The 22,277-nt window shown below is 70.2% G+C and carries 1 protein-coding gene (cut by a window edge); it reads left to right on the top strand.

The window, feature by feature from the left end; translation table 11 throughout:
- A protein-coding gene (locus tag ACIBK8_RS24460) for a protein-glutamine glutaminase family protein (protein ID WP_399043981.1) crosses the window boundary here: on the top strand, positions 1 to 22,277 show its 3' portion. The gene continues 20,002 nt to the left of window position 1, outside the view; the window shows 22,277 of its 42,279 coding nt (coding positions 20,003–42,279); its start codon lies off the left edge, out of view; the stop codon is at positions 22,275 to 22,277.

Here is a 22,277-nt window from a genome sequence, read left to right as displayed (position 1 = left end):
AGGCCACGGCGACGGTCCAGAACCAGGCCCAGGCCCAGGCCCAGGTACAGCACGAGCCCCAGCCTCAGGCCGAAGCCCAGGCTTCGACCTCGGCTTCGACCTCGGCTTCGGTGACCGCACCGGCGACGACGACGGACACCCGCGCCGTCTCCTCCCAGGAAGCGAAGCCGCCGCAGCAGCAGCCGGAGCAGTCCACGTCCCAACTGCCGCCCGTTCCGGCCAGGTTGAAGGACGGCCGACTCAGCGCCGGGGACATCGTGTACGGCCTCGGCGAGTCCGAGGAGGCGATCGTCGAGCAGCTGATGCCCGCGCTCGAAGCGGCGCTGGGTGCCGAGAAGGCCGCGATGGCGCGCGGTCAGCTGCTGGCCTACCTCGGTACCGAAGAGATGAAGCCGTGGCTGTCCGGGCTGACCCGGGGCGGCAAGCGGTGGGTGCCGCTCAAGGTGCCCGGCTGGTCCGGGGAGATCGAGGTCGGCGCGGTGCTGCACGAGGCGGTGACGGACGAGGAGCTGCCCAAGGTCGAGTTCGAGAACGGCGCGGAGTCCGCGTCCGGCTCGGGCCACGGCAAGGACCGGCGGCTGCGCCGCACCCTCGGCGCCGACCTCCGCGTGGCCTTCGCGGGCGGACGGCTCGACTTCCTGGCGAACACCAGCGAGGACGGCACCACCGGTGTCACCACCGAGCGGACCGGCCGGATGTTCGCGCGCGGCAAGACCTCGGAGAAGGCGCTGGCCGTCCGGGCCGTCGCCGAGTTCACGTTCGACTTCTCCGACGTGACGGCCACCGGCACCGGCAGCGGCGGACAGACCCTCCAGATCGGGAACCCGCCCACCACGACCGGGCAGAGCGGCCCGCGTGCGCAGCGGCTCACCGCGTCCGTCCCGACGCTGCTGCTGGTCCCCGAAGCCGATTCGTCCGCGCACACCGAAGCGCCCTCCGTACACCGGCTCCCGTCGTCCCTGGTGCGCGATCTGCGCGCCATCGGGGGCACGGACATCGTCATCGACGTCCACCCCGCCGACCTGCTCGGCCAGCCGCTCAACGGCGGCATGGAGGACGTGCTGACGCAGCAGGTCGGCGGTGGCAAGTCGCCCGCCGAGGTCGGGCGCGAGGTGTTCGGCGACCACTGGCCCGAGATCCGCACCCAGGTGCTGAGCCGGGTGGACTTCGGTCTGCTGCACGAGCAGTTCACCGCGATGATGAGCGGCGAGCCGCTGGAGATCAGCCTGGCCGGAGGACTGGGCTCGGTGCTGTTCTCCGCCGAGGTCGCCACCATGCGGCATGTGCGGGACACCAAGGAGACGGAGTTCAACGTCGGCACCGACGTCACGCGTTCCGTCACCCACCCGTCGGCATCCGGCTCCAGCAAGACGGTCACGGGCGCCGGGCAGGTGACCTCGTTCGGCCAGGTTCCCGGCAAGGTCAGCGGCCGGGCCTCGGGGCAGGCGGGCGCCGATGCGATCGTCATCGACGGGTTCGCCACCCGGACCGGAGTGGCCACCAAGACCAAGGTCCCCGGCTCGGTCTTCGACGGAGTGGCCGTGCTGCACGTCCACTTCGTCCGCGCCAACGGCGGCACGGAGCAGAAGGAATCCGCCACGGCGCACACCACGCTCGGCTTCCGCTCGCTGTCCGAGGCGTCGCTGACCGAGATCCGCAAGGAGCGCACGGTCTTCGAAACGCCGTGGGCACAGCAGGCGCTGACCGGCGCATCCGTGTCCGACGGCCAGGAGGGCCAGCAGGTCCGGCGGCTGCACCCGAAGTTCTTCGCCAAGGGCGACACCACCTTCGCGCCGCCGCTGACCACCTGGTCGAACGACCCCGTCATGGGCGGTGGGCTGCCCGACACCTCCGTCATCCACGGCCTGTTCACCGGCGGCGACTTCGATCTGGTCCCGCAGGAGGACGAGCAGCGGGCCCGCGGGACGCAGCAGCCGCTGCGGATCGGCATCCGTCAACGCGTCGACGCGCTGGGCGAGCCCGTCTTCGGGAAGAAGGAGTGGCGCAGCCTCGCCCCGCTCTTCCACAGCAGCTTCCGCGGTGAGCGTCTCGCGTCCTGGCTCGGCGCGATGACGCGGGGCGGACGCCTCACCAGCGAGCAGCTCAGCAGCTCGGTCAGCCACGGCCACCGGGCGATGTCGGCCGAGGCCGAGGTGCAGAAGCTGGCGTATCTGCGGACGATCGACAAGTCCGAGCTGAACGTGCTCAGCGAGACCACGACCGGCGGCGCGCAGCGCACCCTGGTCTGGCAGGAAGGCGGCTGGCAGGCGCTCGGCGGCGGCGAAGCCACCCTGCCGCAGGCGAGCAACATCCAGCCGACGGCGGGCGGCGGTCACTCGACGCGTACCCGCACCGGCACCCGCGCAGGCCGGCAGGCCAAGAGCGTCAACAACGCCAAGTACCCCGAGCCGATGGTGGTGTTCTCCGGCGAGGCCACGGTGCGGTTCCAGGTCACCAACTCGCACGGGCACGTCATCGTGGCCGATCCCGCGCACGAAGTGGCGACGGTGCCCTTCGTCGTGGCCATCCCCCGTGCGCTGTGCGAGCAGGTCACCGTGGAGCAGGACGGGCCCGCCGTCTACACGCGGGAGGCCGGACTCCGCAAGCTGATCACGCTCAAGCGGCAGTCCGCGACGGAGCAGCAGGCCGCTGCGGCTGATCAGGAGCAGGCGGCGCAGCAGGAAGCGGCCGTTGCCCAGGAGGAGTTGGCGAAGCCGACGGAGACCGAGAAGCCGGATGAGCTGCGGGCGCCGCTCCGGGTGACGCAGCGGCAGCGCCTCGCGCTGACCGACCACGTGGTGGGCGTGCACCGCGGCACCTGGCCGCACACCGCGCTCCAGAAGAAGCTGGAGCCGTACTTCGGTTCGGACTGGCCGGAGGCCAAGGCCGCCCTGGAGACCCACACCGAGCCGTTCGCCCTGCGTCCGCGTCTCGCGCAGTTCAGCCAGAACCCGGACGCGTTCGAGACCATCAAGGTGACGGCCGGCGGGAAGACCGCCAAGGTGTCCCTGACGTCGGTGACGGTGCACGATCCGCGCTACGTCAAGACGGTCGAGACCTTCGAGTCCGAGACCGGAGCGGAGGAGTCCGAGTCCACCGGCCGGATTCAGGACCAGCGCAGCCGCACCACGGGCATCCTCGACATCACGGCCAAGGCGCCGCACGCGATCACCGTCCAGTACACCGGCACGACCCTGTCCGACAGCACCACCGGACACGCCATGGACACCGGGGGCGGCTCGCAGGCCAAGGGCAAGACCGTCGAGCCCGTCGGCCTGTTCGACGCGCAGGTCAGGCTCACGTTCGACGTCACGCTGACGCCGGGCATGTCCACGGCGGACGAACAGGTCACCGCCGACCTCGACACCCGTCTCGCCTTCCCGAAGCGTGACCTCATCGACCCGAAGACGGGAGCAGCGCCCGCCCCGTCGGTGCAGCACCCGGCGCCGAAGCGCATCGAGGACGGGCGGCGCATCGGCGACACCGACCTCGTACAGGGCCTGGAGCTGTCCGATTCCACCGCCGAGATGCACACACTGCTCGACGCTCTCGACACCCGCGGCATACGGGCCTTCGGTACGGCCAAGCGCTGGCGGCAGGCCAAGGCTGATCTGGCGCAGGAGCTGCAGTCCGACCTGATCCGGCAGCACCTGCGCGGCATGATGGCGGACGAGCCGTGGATCATCCCGGTGCGCGGCGGCGTCATCGCCCTCACCGCGAGCGTCTACGACCTGTCCCACACCGCGGACACCGGAACCACCGAGTTCACCGTCGGGGCGGAGCACAGCCTCAGCGAGGGCAGCACGGACGGCGTGTCCGCGCTCGGCTCCGGTTCGGCCACCACGCACGCCCTGAAGATCTCCGGCGGGGCCCCGGTCGCGCCGGGTGTCAGCGTGATCGGCGGGCTCGGCGGCAGCCGTGGCTCAGGACACGACGAGGTGTCGGTCACCGGCACGGCGAGCAAGACCGTACTGACCACCAAGAGCAAGGCCCCCGGTGCGTTCTACACCGGCAAGCTCCGGCTCCACTTCGACATGCGGTCCACCGACGACGGCCTGCACCGGCGCGTACGGCGGTACATCTACCGGGAGCAGGCCCGGCGGCTCCAGCAGAAGATCGGGCAGCAGAAGCCGGTGCAGCAGTCCGTCCCGGACACGGATCAGCACACCGCCACATCGGCAGGGGCGTTCCGCGGGAAGCTCGCCGATGTCTTGCGGCAGTGGCGGGGGGACGAGCGCAGTGGTCAGCTCGTGACGGCGGATGAGCTCCGCCGTCAGCTCGTGGCGGAGGAGCAGCGCCGTCAGCGGCGGCTGTCCCGCCAGGCGAAGCTGATCCAGCTCGGGGCGGGCCGCGCCATCGGCGAGGTGCCGGTCAACCGTGACCTGCCGGACAACCGTGACGTGCCGGCCACCCGTGACGTGTCGATCGCCTTCTCCGTCCTGGTGGAGGCCGCTCCGCAGCAGAAGCAGGAGCCGGAGAAGACACAGGAGAAGGCACCGGAGCAGGAGCAGACACCGGCCCCCGACGCGTCGCAGCCGAAGCAGCACGCCACGCCGCAGGAGCCGGCAACCGACTGGGTGATCCGTGACCTGCCCTCCATCGGCGGAGTGCACGCGATGCTCCGGGTCTACGGCCGCAAGTACCTCGGCTCGCAGTGGGACGCCAAGCCCCAGAAGAACGCCAGGACTTGGGGGGAGACCGCGCAGAACGCCTTCGGCCTGCAGATCCTCAAGCCGTGGATGCGGCACCTGCTGGTGACCGCGCCGCAGGCGGACGCCTCGGCGTTCGGCCCGCGTTCCACCCTCGGCGTCGACCTGTTCAAGGACACGTTCGGCAAGCAGACCCGCGTGACGGCGACGTTCGAGCTGCTGGACGAACTGACCCTGGAACGGCTGGACCAGAAGGCCGAGCAGGCGATCGGCTCGGAGGCCGGACACCGGTTCGGCAAGGTGCGGCTGAACACCCAGCAGTGGACAGGACAGGCCCAGATCGGCGTCGAGGGCGGCGCGCCCGGCGTGTCCGGGCTGCGCGGCGGCGTGCACGCGGGCGGCGGTATCCGCAGGCGCGAAATCGCCCTCCAGTCCGAGGCGGGCCGGGCCTTCGCCAACGCCAAGATCCCCAAGCCGCACGAGATCCGCAGCGGCTCGGTGCGGGTGACGTTCGCCTTCTGGCACGGCACGGAGAAGCTCGGCGAGGCCCAGGGCATGACGCCGCTGACGGTCGCCATCCCGTGGACGCCGCCCAAGCAGCCGGAGGTCCTGCGGCTGCGCGGCGGATACGACCCGGAGTCCTCCTTCACCCACGGGTCCGACGAGTCCGTCTCCTCCGGGTACGAGTACGAGGACGAGCACGAGGCGTCCCTGGCGGGCAACGAGCAGCACGGCGCGCATCAACAGCCCACGGCTGTAAGGACGTTCTCGTCGGCGACACCGAACAGCAAGGACGTCGCCGCGCCGTCCCCGACGACCGTCACGGAGGTCGAAGGCGAGCGTACGCAGGAGACGTCCCCGGAGACGGCTACGTCCGCCCACGAGGAAACGCACGTCGTGCACTTCGCCGAGCGTGCGCAGGAGGTCGAGACGCCCGATCAGACGGACGTGATCGACCAGGTGGCCAAGCGACTCGTCGAGTGGGCTCTGGAAGACCGACGCGCCGACCGACCGCTCCCCAAGGTCGAATTGACCGGCTTCGACAACGGCTCCGAGCTGCCGCTCGCGGACACCGCGGCCCAGGCCGAGCAGACCGGCGAACTGCGGGCTTCCGCGGTCCAGGAAATGTTGCGGCGGCGGCTGGAGCAGGAACTCAACGATTACTACACGTACGACGACGAGGACCTGCCGCGTCCCCGTGAGCTGACGCCCCGGGACTTCGTCATCTCCCAGTCGCCGTCGCGGCAGGCCGGCCCCCGCACCGGCGCGCTTGAGGACGGCAGTCGGGTGGAGATCACCCTCCACCGTGCGCCGACGGCCGCGGACCCCTTCCTCGACGAGGACCTGCCGCTGCAGACACTGGCGACGGAGAAGCAGCAGGCCCGGACCGTCCGGCTGGGCGACGTGCAGCACCTCCCCATCGTCTCCGTCGACGAGGACGGCCGGCACCGCGTCGGGCGCTTCTTCATGGGCGGCGAAGACATCCTTGGCTGGGAGAACGTGTACACGGATCTTCAGCTGAAGAAGCCGTACTTCATAGATTTCTCCAGCCTCAACGACCTGCCCGACCTCGACCTGTGGAATCTCCCCAAGGAGTACCTGAAGAAGGTGCCTTGGGACGTGGAGCGTCCCACCTACGTGGCTATCACCCACGGGATGCCCGGCCAGGTCGAGCTGTGGGTGCGGGATAACGGCGCCGAGCCCCAGTCGCACATCGTGACGGGCCAGGAGCTGGGCAGGACGCTGGCCCGGCGCCCGAGTTTGCAAGAGCTGAAGGCACGTGCCGGAGAACGCGCCCAGATCATCCTGCCGGTGTGCCAGGCGGGCGACGTCGACCAGTACGGCCGAGTCGTCGCCCAGCAGGTCGCGAACGAGACCGGCATGGACGTGTGGGCGGCCACCTCTATGGTGGCCGCGCTCCCCCAGAAGCCCTTGCGCGAAGACCAGTTTGATTTCACCTTCGCTATCCGGCCCGACCTGGAAACCGGCAAGCCCGGCGAGTGGAAGCTGTTCACCCCGGCCGCCGAGAGCCTTGACGCGCAAGCCACCGAGCAGCTCCCGCCCATGGTCACCGTGCGGACCCTGCCGCCCGTCGAGGCCGCACAGCAGAAGGCCGCGGCAACGGAGCAGCCGACGCGGAACGCCGAGGCCGAAGGCGCGCGTACGCAGGAGGCATCCGCCCACGAGGAAACGCACGTCGTGTACTCCGCCGAGCGTGCGAAGGAGGTCGAGACGTCCGAACAGACGGACGTGATCGACCAAGTGGCCAAGCGACTCGTCGAATGGGCTCTGGAAGACCGACGCGCCGACCGACCGCTCCCCGAAGTCGAGTTGACCGGCTTCGACAACGGCTCCGAGCAGCCGCTCACGGACGCCACGGCCCAGGCCGAGCAGACCGGCGAACTGCGGGCCGCATCGGCCCAGCATGTACTGCGGCAGCGATTGAAGCAGGAGCTCGACGACTATTACGCGCAGCACGCCGACGAGGTCCATGCCCATCCGCTGACGGTCGGGGACTTCACCATCTACCAGTCGCCGTCACGGCAGGCCGACACCCACACCGGCACCGCTGGTGACCGGCGCCGGGTGGAGATCACCCTCCACCGTGCACCCACGTCCGCCGACCCCTTCCTCGACGAGGACCTGCCACTGCAGACGCTCGCGACGCAGAAGCAGCAGGCCCGGACCGTCCGGCTGGGCGACGTGCAGCACCTCCCCATCGTCTCCGGCGACGAGAACCTTCTCCGCCGTGTCGGGCGGGTCTTCTTCGACAGCGAAGACTTCACGGCCTTGGAGGGCCTCTACACAGAGATTCACTTCAAGAAGCCGTACTTCGCGCGCTTCGACTTCGACGACGAGATCGGCTTCGATGTCGACAAGGTGCGCGATGAGGATCTGGTGGAGGTGCCCTGGGACGTGGAGCGTCCCACCTACGTGGCCATGGGGCACGGAGAGGCCGGTGTGGTCTCGCTTTGGGTGCGGGAAAACGGAGTCGAGTCCGAACTCGACGTGACGGGTCAGACGCTGGGCAAGACGCTGGCGCACCGTCCGAGCCTCCAGGACCTGAAGGCGAGCGCCGGGGGGCGCGCCCAGATCATCCTGGTCGTGTGCGAAGCGGGCGCCACGGACGAACACGGCCGGGTAATCGCCCAGGAGGTCGCGAACGAGACCGGCATGGACGTGTGGGCAGCCACCACGACGGTCGTATCGATGTACCAGCCCCTTGCCCGTGAAGAGCACACGAGCTACACCTTCGCCCTCGCCAACGACCCGGAAACCGGCGAGCCCGGTGAGTGGAAGCTGTTCACCCCGGCCACCGAGAGCAGCAGCTCGCAAGCCACCGAGCCGCTCCCACCCGTGGTCACCGTGCAGACCCTGCCGCCGGCTACAGCCACGGAGCAGGAGGTCACCGAACCGGAGGATCAGCACGGCACGCGTCAACAGCCCGCAGCTGTAAGCACGTTCCCGGCGACACCGAACAGCGAGAGCGTCGCCGCGCCGTCCCCGGCGACCGTCACAGAGGTCGAAGGCGAGCGTACGCAGGAGACGTCCGCCTCCGGTGAGCCGCTCACGGCCACCACGGAGCTCACCTCGGACCCGCACACCGCGTCCGAGGGCTCCCAGACATCAGCGAAGGACACGACGGACCACTGGGAGCTGTCCGCCGCGACCTTCGGCCCGAAGACGGCACCGACCCGGGAGTTGTCCCCGGAGTCGGATACGTCCGCCCACGAGGAAACGCACGTCGTGCACTTCGCCGAGCGTGCGAAGGAGATCGAGACGTCCGAACAGCGGGACGTGATCGACCAGGTGGCCGAGCGGCTCGTCGAGTGGGCTCTGGAGGACCGGCGTGCCGACCGGCCGCTCCCCGAGGTCGAGTTGACCGGATTCGGCAACGGATCCAAGCGGCCGTTCGTAGACTCCGCGGCGCAAGCGAAGCAGACCGGCGATCTGCGGGCCTTCTCGGCCCAGCATGTGCTGCGGCAGCGGTTGGAGCAGAAGCTCGACGCGTACTACGCGCAGGAGTACAAGGAAAAAATCCCTGTCTCCCGTCTGACGCCCGGGGATTTCGACATCTCCCAGGTACCGTCGCGGCAGTCCGACCGCCGCACCAGCACCCCCGAGGACGGACGTCGGGTGGACATCACCATCCGCCGTGCGCCGACCTCCGCCGACCCCTTCTTCGATGAGGAACTGCCGCTGCCGACGCTTGCGACGCAGAGGCAGCAGGCCCGGACCGCCCGCTTGGGCGACCTGGCGCACCTCCCCCTCGTCTCCGCCGACGACAACCAACGTCGCCGCGTCGGGCGGGCCTTCCTGAGCAGCAAGGACGCCAAGGCCGTGGAGGGCGTGTACACGGGCCTTCGCCTGAAAATGCCGTACTTCGCGCACTACGTCGCCGGGGACCGCTCCGGATTCGAGAAGCTGGAGGAGGTGCCCTGGGACCTGGAGCGTCCCACGTATGTAGCCATGGCACACGGGCTGCCCGGCAACGTCGAGCTGTGGCTGCGGGAGAACGGAGCCGAGTCCAATCACAAGGCGACGGGCAGCGTGCTGGGCAAGACGCTGGCTCGCCGTCCGAGCCTCGTGGCGCTGAAGGAGAGCGCCGGAGGACACGCCCAGATCATCCTGCTCGCGTGCGATGCGGGTACCGCGGACGCCCACGGCCGGGTGGTCGCACAGCAGGTCGCGAACGAGACCGGCGTGGACGTGTGGGCAGCCACCACGGTGGTCCGGATGCCCGATCAGCCCCTCGCGCACGGCCAGAACTTCGCCTTCGGCCTTCGCATCGACCCGAAGACCGGCAAACCCGGCGAGTGGAAGCTGTTCACCCCGGTCGCCGAGAGCAGCAGTTCACAAGCCACGGAGCAGCTTCCGCCCGTGGTCACCGTGCGGACCATGCCCCCGACCGGTGCCGTGGAGCAGGTCACCGCACCGCAGGGTGCGGCGGAGCAGGACATCTGGAGCCTGAAGGCCGAACACCCGGAGTACCAGAAGTATCGGAGCGACTTCAGGGGCTTGTCGGACCTGCTGTCCGGGTCGGCCGAAGAGATCCGCAACTCGCTGGCATGGCACAAGTTCGTCCAACGGTGGGACGCGCTGGACAGGAATCTGGTGCCGGACCTGGACGAGCCGGCCTTCGCCCTGACGGACGAGGAGACCGCGGCCTCCCAGAAGCCGGGCCCGGTGCAGTTGCGGCGCACCCGGGACCTGGCGGCATGGGCACGCGAACGGACCGTGGCACTGTCCGCGCGGCTCGACGCGCTGCCCCAGGACCTCAAGGCCCTGGGCAAGACCCCGGCGGCCATGAAGGAGGAGTTGTCCAACCTGGTCGGGCTGATCGACCAGCGCATCCCTGACCTGGAAGAACAGCTCGCTGTTCAGCAACGGTCCGCAGCTGCACAGACGTTCTCGTCCGCCCCGCGCCGCACGGGCGTCGGCAATGCGGAGTTGAGCAGCGCGATCCAGGAGTACGCCCAGGAAGACGTCCAGGAAACGTCGGAGCCCATGTCGGCCTTGGAGTTCGACGCGCTGCTGGCGGCCGACCAGACCATCACCGCGGTCGAGGAATATCTGGGGCGGTTCGGGAACGCTGCAACTTCGCCGTCGGACACACAGATCGAAGCGGGCTGGGGGCACCTGGCCGACCTTGACAAGGCCGTCCAGGTCGGCGCCGCCCGGCCGGAACTCCTGTCCCGGCTGCTGACCACCCTGGAGGGGCTGGAGGACGCCGACACCGCGGCGCCACACATCCGGTCCACGATCCCGTCGCGGGACGCCGGAACAGACGCGTGGAACAGCTGGGTCCAGCGGTGGAACACCTTCGTCTCCCAGGTGGAAGCGGCAACCGACGCCGGCAGCGTGGCCCAGTCCCAGGGACGCCTGCCGTGGAACCTGCGCCGCCTGCGGCGTGACCTGTGGGAAGAGGAGGCCGGGCGCCACCTGCCGCCGGAGGTCAGGACGGAGATGACCCGACGGCTGAACACGGTGCGGGCGCGGGTGATCGCCCTCGCCCCGCCCCAGGCACCCGTCCGGACGGCGGCTACGGCCTCCGCTCCGGTCACCGGGCAGCAGGCCGCCTCTGCCATCCACCCGACGCTGTCCATGGAGGTGGGCCCCAGCCAGTACCTGCCCATCCGCCCGGCGCCCCGTCTGCCGCAGGTCGACCGGGCCACCACGGTCCATTCGCTGACGGAAGCGATGGCGGCCTTCCACGGCGCGGAACACCCATTGGTCACGGCGGTCAGCGCCTTCCTGGACAGAGACCGGGTCTCCGCTACGGGCCGACCGCCCGGCCTGACAACCCGTGAAGGGCACGCCAAGGGACTGTGGGCCTGGTGGCAGAACGCGCGGCACGAGATCGGGCACCTGGAGGGCACCCCCGAAGAGGAAATGGCGCGGTTCGTCGAGCACTTGACGAGCACGGCACAGGCCGGCACCCGGGTCAGCATCGTCCCCGGCTCGGCCAACGAGGCTCCCGGGGCATGGGCCGGCCGGATGCCGAGCACCACCCGTACCTTCTCGCGATTCCTCGCCCCGGCGGAGAGCACCGAGCAGCAGTCAACCCCTGTACAGGCAAGGGGAGACGAGTCGACCGGCACGCGCCAGCGGCCCACGGTCACTCTGCTCATGGCGACGTTGCACACGGTGTACGGCGAGGACGACCCCCTCATCGACGCCGTGCGGGACTGGCTGCGTGAGTACGAAGAGGGCAACCCGAGGCAGGGCAAACGTGCACGGGCCTTCTCCCGGTGGGAGGCGTACCTGCGGTCGCAGAACAGGCACCCGCTGGACGAGACAGTTCTCGCATCCGAGGACGAGGGCTTCCGCCACGCGCTGCAGGAGGCCGCTTCGGCCGCCGGCCGGGAGCTGAAATACGGCACTCTCCGCACCATACGCAGCGAAATCAATGCCTTCGTCCGGTTCCTTGAGACGCACCCCGAACTGCGGGGAGCAGCCGGTACGCAGGTCAGCGTCGCGGCATCACCCGTGGCCGCGGAAACGGACACGGGCCTGGGCATGTCCCCGGCGGCGTCCGACCACGCGTACGCGCCCGCACAGACGGAATGGCTCACGCAGGCGGAAACCACACTGCTGGTCCTGGAGACGATGACACCCGACGCGCTCACCGCGGAGGAGCTGACGCACTGGCGCGCCACCGTCGACCAGGGTGCGGCATTCCTGGCCGAACTGACGCAGCCGCAGGCCGTCGGCTTCCTGCCGGAAGCGGAACGGCTGGCGCTGGTACAGCGTCTGGACGCGGCGCTCGCCCCGTGGACACAGGCGCTGAGCACCACGGCCCCCGCCCCGCAGGCCGTCACCGAGCCGGCATCGTCCGGACTCCAGGGCACCGAGCCGTTCGCGCTGATGGACTTCAGCGAAGAGCAGGCCGTCGATGACGAGCTGAACGCGCAGTGGGACTGGGACTTCGACGCACTGCTGGACTTCGGTCCCGCCATGGACGTCGACCCCACGCCCGTGACCGATGAGGACATGCTCTGGGCGGCGCCGCTGGTGCCCGCCAGGGCCGTCATCGGCAACCCCACGCTCCAGACCGCGATACACGAGGTGATCGAGGACGTCGCACGGCGGCGAGCCCACTTCGGCGACGACACCCGGGCCGCGACCCAGTACGCCGTCGAGCTGCTGGAACAGCGCGACATCCCCCTGTCGCAGGGACTGCGCGGCGGCAGTCGCCGGAACATCGGCATGCCGTCCACCGCCACCCAGGAGGACGCCCCGTACGCCGCAGGACCGTCACGGACGGCGGCCGGCAGCGGGACGGCAAGGAGCGTCACGCAGCTCGCCGACTCCGTCGATGAATATCTGGAGTGGGCCGGCGGCGAGCACACGGACGCGTCTCCGGAACAGCGCGCGGAGGGCTGGCGTCAGCTCGCCGACGTGGACGACGCGGTGCATGCCGAGTCGACCGATCCCGGCCTGCGCGAGCGTCTGCGGGACACGCAGGCACGGCTGTTGAGCGCTCTGGAACGGCTGGAGCAGGCAACGGCCTCCGGGCAGTGGGTACCGTCAACGCTTCCCGCAGAAGACACCGAAAGCGATGTCCCGGCCCAACGGGAGGAGTGGGCCCAGTGGTTCAGGAACCTGGACGCCTTCATCAACGACCCGTTCCACGCTGCGCTGCCGTCCTCGGGGCGTTCAGTACGAAGGGCTTCGCGGGAACGGCGGATCGCGGCGGCCGAGCAGTTGCGACGGGAGTTGTGGCAGGACCGGACCTCCGCGCACGTCCTGCGGGGCACCCGCAGTGAGACGAGCCGTGGTCTCGACCAGGCGCTCGCGCGACTCCGTGGCGCCGCCGTGCCGGCCGGCACGGCGGCAGCCGACCGGGCAACGCGTAGGCGAACCGCGGCACAGAGGCAGACCACTGCGGAACGGGCCGACACGGACCGTTCCCTGCTGGAGGAGATGGCCGACTTCCACGGCACGGAGCATCCGCTGGTCAGGGCGGTCGGCAACTTCCTGGACAGGGACCGGCTCACCTCAGCCGGCCGACCGCCGTTCGCTCCGGCAACCCGTGAGGCGCACGCCAAGGGGCTGTGGGTCTGGTGGGAGAACGCGCGGCACGAGATCGGGCACCTGGAGGGCACCCCTGATGAGGAAATGGCGCGGTTCGTCGAGCACTTGACGAGCACGGCACACGCCGGCACCCGGGTCAGCAGCGTCTCCGACCCGTCCGATGCGGCTTCACAGAGGTGGACCTCTCTGATGCCGGCAGCCACGCGTGCCCTCTCCCGCCTCCTCGCCACCGCCCGTCCATCGGTCACCCAGCTCATAGTGACGCTGCGGGAAAATTACGGCGACGCTCCCCTCGTCGATGCCGTGAAGGACTGGCTCCGTCAGTACGACGAGGGCAGCCAACTGCAGGCGGACCATGCACGGGCCTTCACCCGGTGGGAGGCGTATCTGCGGCCACAGAACAGGAACCCGCTGGACGAGACGGCTCTTCCCTCCAAGGACGACGGTTTCCTCCACGCTCTTCAGGAGGACGCCGGCCGGGAGCGGAGTGCCCGCACCCTCCAAAACATGCGGGGAAATGTCGATGGCTTCGTGCGGCGCACCGCGCTCACACGGTGGCTCTCGGAGGTGAAGACCACGCTGACGCTCCTGGAGACGATGGCACCCGACGCGCTCCCCGCAGAAAGCCACGAGGAGTGGCGCGTATCCGTCGATCAGGGGACGGCGTTCCTGGCCGAACTGACGCGGCAGCCGGCCGTCGGCTTCCTGGAGGAGGAACGGCAGGCGCTCGTAGAGAGAATGGCAGCGGCACTCGGCCCGTGGACCCAGGCACTGGGCGCCACAGCCCCCGGTCAGGGCACCGAGCAGCAGAGCGCCCCCCGCCGGTCCCGGCCCCGCCGCGTTCCGGTGCCGGTCGCGCGCCCGGTTCCCGACCTGGCCGCGAAGATGGCGGAGGTACACGGTGCGGAGCATCCGCTGGTCACAGCGGTGAGAGCCTTCCTGGACGAGGACCGGATCGGCAAGACCGGCCATCGGCTCACCCCGCACACCCGTGAAGGGTTCGCCAAGGGGCTGTGGGCCTGGTGGGACAGGGCACTGTCCGAGATCGGGCCCCTGGAAGGCACTCCCGATGAGGAAATGACGCGGTTCGTCGCGCACTTGACGAACATCGTGGCGCTCCCCGTCACCCAGGACAACGCCGTCTCCAGGCCGACCGGCGAGGGTCCGCAGAAGTGGACGAGCCGGATGCCCGTGGCTACTCGTGCCTTCTCCACGTTCCTCGCCGTGGAGCTCGACATCAGCGGGATCCCCGTTCGGCAGGCGCCGAGAAACTGGGAGATCTACGACAGCAGCCCCCATCCGGCGGTCATCGAACTCCTGCAGAGGCTGGGGGCGCAGTACGGCAACGACCCCCTGCTCTACGTCGTGCACGAGTGGCTCCACACGTATAGCTGGGACAGCAAGGGGTACACGGCGCTGGCCTTCTCCCGGTGGGAGGCGTATCTGCGGCCACAGGGCAGGCACCCGCTGGCCGAGACGCGGCCTCCCTCCGTGGGCGGAGGCTTCCGCCTCGCACTGGAGGAGTTGACGAATCGCACCGGCCAGAACTTGCGGCCCGCTACCGTCCGGAAGCTGCTCTCCAGGGCCAATTCCTTTGTGTGGTATGTCAGGGACGTACACCCGGCGCTGCGACGAGCGGGCGGCGAGCAGGTCAGCGTCCCGGCGTTGCCGACGGCCGCAGACGCGGACATGAACGTGGACATGGACACGTCCCCGGTGGCGTCCGGTGTTGCGCCCACCGCCGCGCAGGCGGCGTGGCTCTCGGACGTGTATGCCACGCTGATGCCCCTGGAGACGATGGAACCCGACAGGCTCTCCCCGGAAGGGCGCGAGCACTGGCGCGCATCCGTCGATCAGGGCGTGGCACTCCTGGCCGAACTGACGCAGCCGCCGGCCTCCGGCTTCCCGCAGGAGGAGGAACGGCAGGCGCTCGCAGAGAGTCTGGCAGCGGCACTCGGCCCGTGGATCCAGGCACTGAGCGCCACGGACTCCGCCCCGCAGGCCACCGCCGGACCGTCATCGTCCGAACTCCTGGGCACCGAGCCGTTCGCACTGCTGGACTTCAGCGACGCGCCGGCCATCGAGGAAGAGCTGAACGCGCTGTGGGAGTGGGACTTCGGCCCCGCGATGGACGTCGACCTCACGCCCGTGACCGATGAGGACATGCTCTGGGCCGCCCCACTCGTGCCGGCCAAGGCCGTCATCGGCAACCCGGTGCTGCAGGCCGCGATACACAAGGTGATCGAGGACGTCGCCCGGCGGCGAGCCCACTTCGGCGACGACACCCGGGCCGCGACCCAGTACGCCGTAGAGCTGCTGGAACAGCGCGACATCCCCCTGTCGCAGGGACTGCCCGGCGGCGGCCAGAAGCTCGGCACCCCCACGACCACCACCCAGGCCGGCCCCTCCACAGCCAGTGGCTCCGGCAGCGGCCGGGAAACGCACAGCGTGTCCTTCCCGCAGGGCTCGCAGGAGATCTCCACCCCGCAGCAGCAGGACGAGATCGACCGCATCGCCGATCTGCTGGTGACGCAGGGCCTGCGCAACTGGCGGGCGGGCGGGGCGCTTCCGGCGACGGAGGTCACCGGTCTGGGCAACGGCTCCAAGATGCCGCTCAGCGGCACCGACCAGGCGGTGGCCACCGGGAACAAGCGGGCCCGTGCCACCATCGACGAGCTGAAGAAGAGCATCGCGGCGAAGCTCAAGGCGGAACCGCAGGGCGACGGGCCGCGCCTGACGGCCGACCTCTTCCCGCTCGTGCAGGAGTTGTCGTCCGAGCCCGGCGCCCGCCGCGGCTCGGCTCAGGAGCAGCGCCGTGCCATCGTGTCGGTACAGCGCACACCGCACTCCGTGCACATCGGCGACACCCGCGATGCCGACGTGCCGGTGACACGCAAGATCCACATGCAGTGGCTCGGCACCAAGCCGCTGAGTGACTCCGCCAAGGAGAACATCGAGGCGTGGCGGGCGAAGGCCAAGGAGGCCGGGTGGGAGCTGGTCTTCCGGGCCGACGACGACGCCCGGCAGACCAACGCCGACTTCTTCGGACAGCTGACGGCCGCCGGTGCGGCCCGCGTCGAACCGATGGAGGACGTCTTCGCCCTCCAGGACCCGGCGTCCGCGGATCCGCTGCACAAGAGGCTGGCCAAGGCCGATGAGCTGTACAAGTTCGCGCTCGGGCACGCGGCGTTCCCGATGGCTGCGGACGCCGCCCGGTACGCGATCCTGGTGCAGGAGGGCGGAGTCCACACGGACGTCGACGTGGCACCCGGGGACACCGTCCTGCCTCCCGACGGCCTGCGCATGTCCCAGGACGCAGTGCCGTTCCTCGGGCCCGAACTCCAGGACTGGGACCACTTCGCCGACATCCGGGCCAAGGCCGACGCGCATGCCGCGCACGACCGTTCGCAGCAACCCCTGCGGCGGGGTGCACAGTTCCAGTACGCCCTGGGCAACCTGGGTAACCAGTTCATCGTCGCGCCCGCCGGGTCGGCGTTCCTGGAGCGGGTCCTGGACAACCTCACCTCGCCGAAGGACCTGGCCAACCAGGCCGTAAACCTCAAGCACGACGCCGGGGCGCTGACCGGCCCCTGGTATCTGAAGAAGCAGATCACCCTGCACCTCCGGGACAACGGCCGGCTCACGCAGGAAGAGGACGTCTCCAAGGCCGGCCTGTTCTCCTCCCGCAGGGTGCAGGCCGACCCCGCACAGCTCACGCAGTGGCAGCACGTCATGTGGCTGACCGCCGAGAGCGACAGCCTGGTGACCGACACCCCACAGTCCGCGACGCACGCCACCCCGGAGAACCTGTCCGAAGAAGACCTCGCCTGGGCGGCAGGTCTGGTGAACGGCCCGATGCTCATCGCCGACCCGCCGCGACAGCGGCTGGTACGTGACGTGGTGCAGCGGGTCGCTGCCCAGCGCACCGAGCTGGGCAGCGACGAGCAACGAGCGCGCGATCTCGGCGACCAACTGCTGGACCGCTACGGCCTGTTGCCCGCGACCACCGGCCTGCGGGCCGGCACCAGGACCACCACCTTCGCCACCCAGGAGGACGACCCGTACGCCGCAGGACCGTCACGGACGGCGGCCGACCGGGCAACGAACAGCCAAACCGCAGAGGGACAGACCACTGCGGCCCAGGCAGGCACGGGCCGTTCCCTGATACAGAGGATGTCCGCCTTCCACGGCGCCGAGCACCCGCTGGTCAGCGCCGTGAGCAACTTCCTCGACGAGGACCGGGTCAGCTCAGAGACCGGTCGGCCATTGGCCGAGGCAACCCGTGAGAGGTACGCCAAGGACCTGTGGTCCTGGTGGGAGAACACGCTGGCCGAGGCCGGGCACCTGGTGGGCACCCCCGACGAGGAGATGGCGCGGTTCGTCGCGCACTTGACGCGTGCGGCACGCGAAGACATCCGGGGCAGCAACATCCCCGGCTCGTCCGACCAGGCTTCGCAGAGGTGGGACGACGCGACGCCGCCGGCCACTGTTGCCCTCGCCCTCTTCCTCTCCCCTCCTGCGCAGGCCCCCCGCTCCCGTCCGACAGTCGACCTCCTCATGCAGACGCTGCGGGAGGAGTACGCCAACGACGACCCCCTCGTCGATGTCGTGCAGGACTGGCTCCGCCAGTTCCCCGAGGGCAGCAAGCAGGAGACGTATCACGCACGGGCCTTCCTCCGGTGGGAGGCATACCTGCGACCGCAGGGGCGGCACCCGCTGGACGAGACGGAATTCCCCTCGGCGAACGGGGATTTCCTCCGCGCTCTGCAGGCGGCCCAGTCGGCCGCCAACCGGCCGGTGCGTCACCGCACCCTTCTCGAGGTGTCCTACAAGGCCAACTCCTTCGTGTGGCACCTTCAGCACCACCCCGAGCTGCGGCGAACGGGCAGCGAGCAGGTGAACGTCCCGGCGTCACCGGTGGCTGCGGACGTGGACGTGGACATGGACGCGCCCCGGGCGGAGTCCGATGACGCGTACACCACCGCGCAGGCGGAGGCCATGCTGATGCTCCTGACGACGATGCCGCCCGACATGCTCACCACGGAGGACCTGGCCGGCTGGCACGGCTCCGTCGATGAGGGCATCGCCCTGCTGGCCGGACTGAGGCGGCAGCAGGCCGCCAACTTCCTGCCGGAGAGGGAAGAGCTGGCGCGCGCATTGGACGCGGCGCTCACCCCGTGGAGGCAGGCGCTGAGCACCATGGCCGCCGCCCCGCAGACCACCACCGAACCGGCATCGTCCGAACTCCCGGACACCGAACCGTTCGCGCTGCCGGAGCAGCGGAACACCCCGGTGGAGCAGGAGCTGCACAGCGGGGCATCCGACACCTGGTGGGGCCGGCTCGTTTCCCGTTCCAGGAGCCAGAGCCCTTCGGGAGCCGCCCTGGAGTCGGAGACGGCGGCGCCCATGTCGTCGGAGGATTTCGACGCGCTGTGGGCGACCGTTCAGACCGCTGGGGTGGTCGACGAGTACCTGGAGCGGATCGGGAACGCCACGATGCCGCCGTCGGCCGCGCAGGTCGAGGAGGGCCGGGGATACCTGGCCGACCTCGACGAGGCCACACCGGCCGGCGCCGCCCGGCCGGAAGTCCGGACCCAGCTGCTGACCGTCTTGGAGGGGCTGGAGGACGCCGAGCGGGCGACCGCCCTCGCCCCGGCCACGGCCCCCGCGCCGGACGCCGAAGAAGCACCCGTCGTGCACCCGACGTTGCCCGCGGGCCCGGACCTCAGCCAGTACGTGCCCATCCATCAGGCGCCCATCAGGCCCGCCGTCGACAGGGCCGCCACGGTCCACGAACTGACGGCGAAGATGGCAGAGGTTCACGGTGCGGAGCACCCGCTGGTCATGGCGGTGAGCGCCTTCCTGCACAAGGACCGGATCGCCGGCACCGGCCGGAAGTTCACCGTGAACGGCCGTGAGCAGTATGCCAAGGGCCTGTGGGCCTGGTGGGACAAGGCCCTGTCCGAGATCGGGCCCTTGGAGGGCAACCCCAACGAGGAAATGGCGCGGTTCGTCGGGCACTTGAGGCGCACCATTACGCTCCCCACCACCCGGGAGAGCGGCGGCCACGCGCCGGTCGGCGAGGGTCCGCAGAGGTGGACGGGCTACATGCAGAAGGTCGCCCAGCCCTTCGCCACCTTCCTCACCACACTGCCTACGCAGCCGACCACTTCCCACACCACACCGCCTCAGGCGGCGTCCGATGACGCGAACACCGCCGCGCAGACCAGCACCGAACCGGCGTCGTCCGAACTTCCGGGCACCGATCTGTCCGCACTGATGGACTTCAGCTTCGAGCAGGCCGCCGAGGACGAGCCGAACGCGCAGTGGGAGTACGACGGGCAGCTGGACTTCGGTCCCGCGATGGACATCGACCGCACGCCCGTGACCGATGAGGACATGCTCTGGGCCGCCCCGCTCGTGCCGGCCAAGGTCGTCATCGACGACCCGGTGATGAAGGCGGCGATACACGAGGCGATCGAAGACGTCGCACGGCAGCGCGCCCGCTTCGGCAGCGATACCCGAGCCGCAAGCGCGTACGCCGTCGAACTGCTGGAACAGCGCAACATCCCCATCTCGCAGGGACTGCGCGGCAGCGGCCAGAAACTCGGCACCCCGAAGTCCACCACCCAGGAAGACCCCTTCGCGGCCGGCGGTTCCGGCAGCGGGTGGGAAACGCACAGCGTGTCCTTCACGCAGGGCTCGAAGGAGATCTCCACCCCTCAGCAGGAGGACGAGATCGACCGGCTGGCCCAGAGGCTGGTGGGCCTGGGACTTGCCAACTGGCGTGCCGGTAACGCCCTTCCGGAGGTGGACATCACCGGCCGGGGCAACGGTTCGAAGCTGTCGTTCGCCCCCTCCGCCGCCGAGCGCGCCGCGGTCACCGGAGACAAGCGGGCCGCTGCCACCGCCACCGCGCTCAAGAAGAGCATCGCGGCGAAGCTCAAGGCGGAGCCGCAGGAGTCCGGGCTGCGCCTGACGGCCGACCACTTCCTGATCGTCGAGCGCTCGGCCAAGGAGTCCAACTCCGGTCACGGCTCGGCGGAAGAGCAGCGCCGTGCCGACGTCTCGGTCCAGCGCACGCCCCACTCCGCGTACATCGGCGACACCCGTGGTGACGTCGTGCCGGTGGCCCGCAAGATCCACATGCAGTGGCTCGGCAGCAAGCCGCTGAGTGACTCCGCGAAGGAGAACATCGAGGCGTGGCGGGCGAAGGCGAAGGAGGCCGGGTGGGAGCTGGTCTTCCGGGCCGACGACGACGCCCGGCAGACCAACGCCGACTTCTTCGGGCAGCTGACGGCCGCCGGTGCGGCCCGCGTCGAGCCGATGAAGGACGTCTTCACCCCGCAGGGCACCGCCGACGACGAGGCGCTGGTCAAGGCCGGTGAGCTGTACGAGTTCGCGCTCGGGCAGAAGGCGTTCCCGATGGCCGCGGACGCCGCGCGGTACGTGATCCTGCTGCGGGAAGGCGGCGTGCACACGGACGTCGACGTCGCCCCCGGTGCCATCGTCCTGCCCGCCGACGGCCTGGAGATGTCATCGGACGGGGTGCCGTTCCTCGGGCCCGAGCTGCAGGACTGGGACAGCTTCGCCGAGACACGGCGGGAGGCCGACGAGGCGCAGAGCGACCGCACGCAGCCCCCGCTCGTGCGGGCCGCGGGGTTCAAGTACTCCGCTGGCACGCTCGGCAACCAGTTCATCGTGACCCCCGCCGGGACCGCCTTCATGAAGCGGCTGCTGGCCGAGCTCCGTTCGAAGGAGAAACTGGACAACTACATCGGTCACCTCAACGAGAACGCCGGATACCTGACCGGCCCGTGGTTCGTGAAGGAGCAGATCGGCAAGCACCTCAAGGACAACGGAACGCTCCCCGGGCACAAGAGCACCACCTTGTACGCCCTGTTCCGCTCCCGCCGGGTGCAGGCCGACCCCGCACAGCTGGCGCAGTGGCAGGACGTCATGTGGCTGACCGCCGAGAGCGACAGCCTGGTGCTCGACACGCCGCAGTCCGACGCGGACACCGCGTCCGGCATTTCGGGCCCGTCCGAAGCGGACCGGGAATGGGCGGCAGGTCTGGTGCGCGGCCCCATGCTCATCGCCGACCCGCCGCGTCAGCGGCTGGTGAACGAGGTGATACGGCGCGTGGCCGCGCGTCGCACCGAGTTCGGCGGCGACGAGCAGCAGGCGCGCGACCTGGCCGACCAACTGCTCGACCGGTACGGGCTGTTGCCCGAGACGGCCGGGGTGCGCGGTGGTGGCGCCACCCTGACCTTCCGGGACGAGCAGGTCAAGGATGTCCAGGTCCACGACCCGTACGCCGCGGGCCCGTCGCGGACGGCCAAGGCCCAGGGCAAGCCCCGGGCACGCGTCCAGGACACGGCCCCGGTCCGGCAGCCGGAGCCGCCCAAGCAGCCGCAGTTCCCGCTCGCCAACCTGGACGCCGCGCCGAAGCCCGTGACGGCCAAGGCGGCGACGGAGACCGCGGCTACGGAAACGGTGGCGACGGAGGCAACCGCCACTCCCGCCAAGGAGACCGCCGCCCCCGCGTCCACCCCCGCCCCCCAGGTCCCGCTGGTTTCCGACCGGAGCCTGGTCCAGGGCCGTCTCCAGGCGATCGTCTGGGTGCCCACCGGTACGTCGGGCACGTCCGCTGAGGGCTACCGGGACGGCGCGGCGGTCGGGCAGTTCCGGTACCGGATGGGTGGGCTCGACACCGGGAGCGTCACGGTGGAGAACCCGGTCACGGAGCTGGCCATCGGTGGCGCGAACGGTGGGCTGCCGCCGCGTGTCCTGCACCTGAGCGGGGCGATGTCAGGGGACGAGCCGCCCGAGCAGGTGGCGCGGATCGTCGAGGCGTTGCTGCGGCGGGCCGCCCGGCTGGCCGCGGGCGACGACGCCGGCCAGGTGATCGTGGAGACCAACGGGGCCGTGGTGACCCCCGAGTTGCTCGGCGTGCTCGGCTTCGAGCGGCTGGGCGACGGGCAGCTGTGGCACAGCGGCACCACGGAACTCGTCACGGTGCTGCGTGCCAGGCCCGAGGCGGAGGATCTGGTGGTGGACAACTGCGAGTCGGGCCGGCTGCCCGGATAG

Origin of the sequence: Streptomyces sp. NPDC050161 (assembly GCF_044460025.1) — a bacterium.
GTDB lineage: Bacteria > Actinomycetota > Actinomycetes > Streptomycetales > Streptomycetaceae > Streptomyces.
The sequence above is the reverse complement of the archived record's forward strand: the minus strand, read 5'-3'. Positions and strand labels throughout refer to the sequence as shown.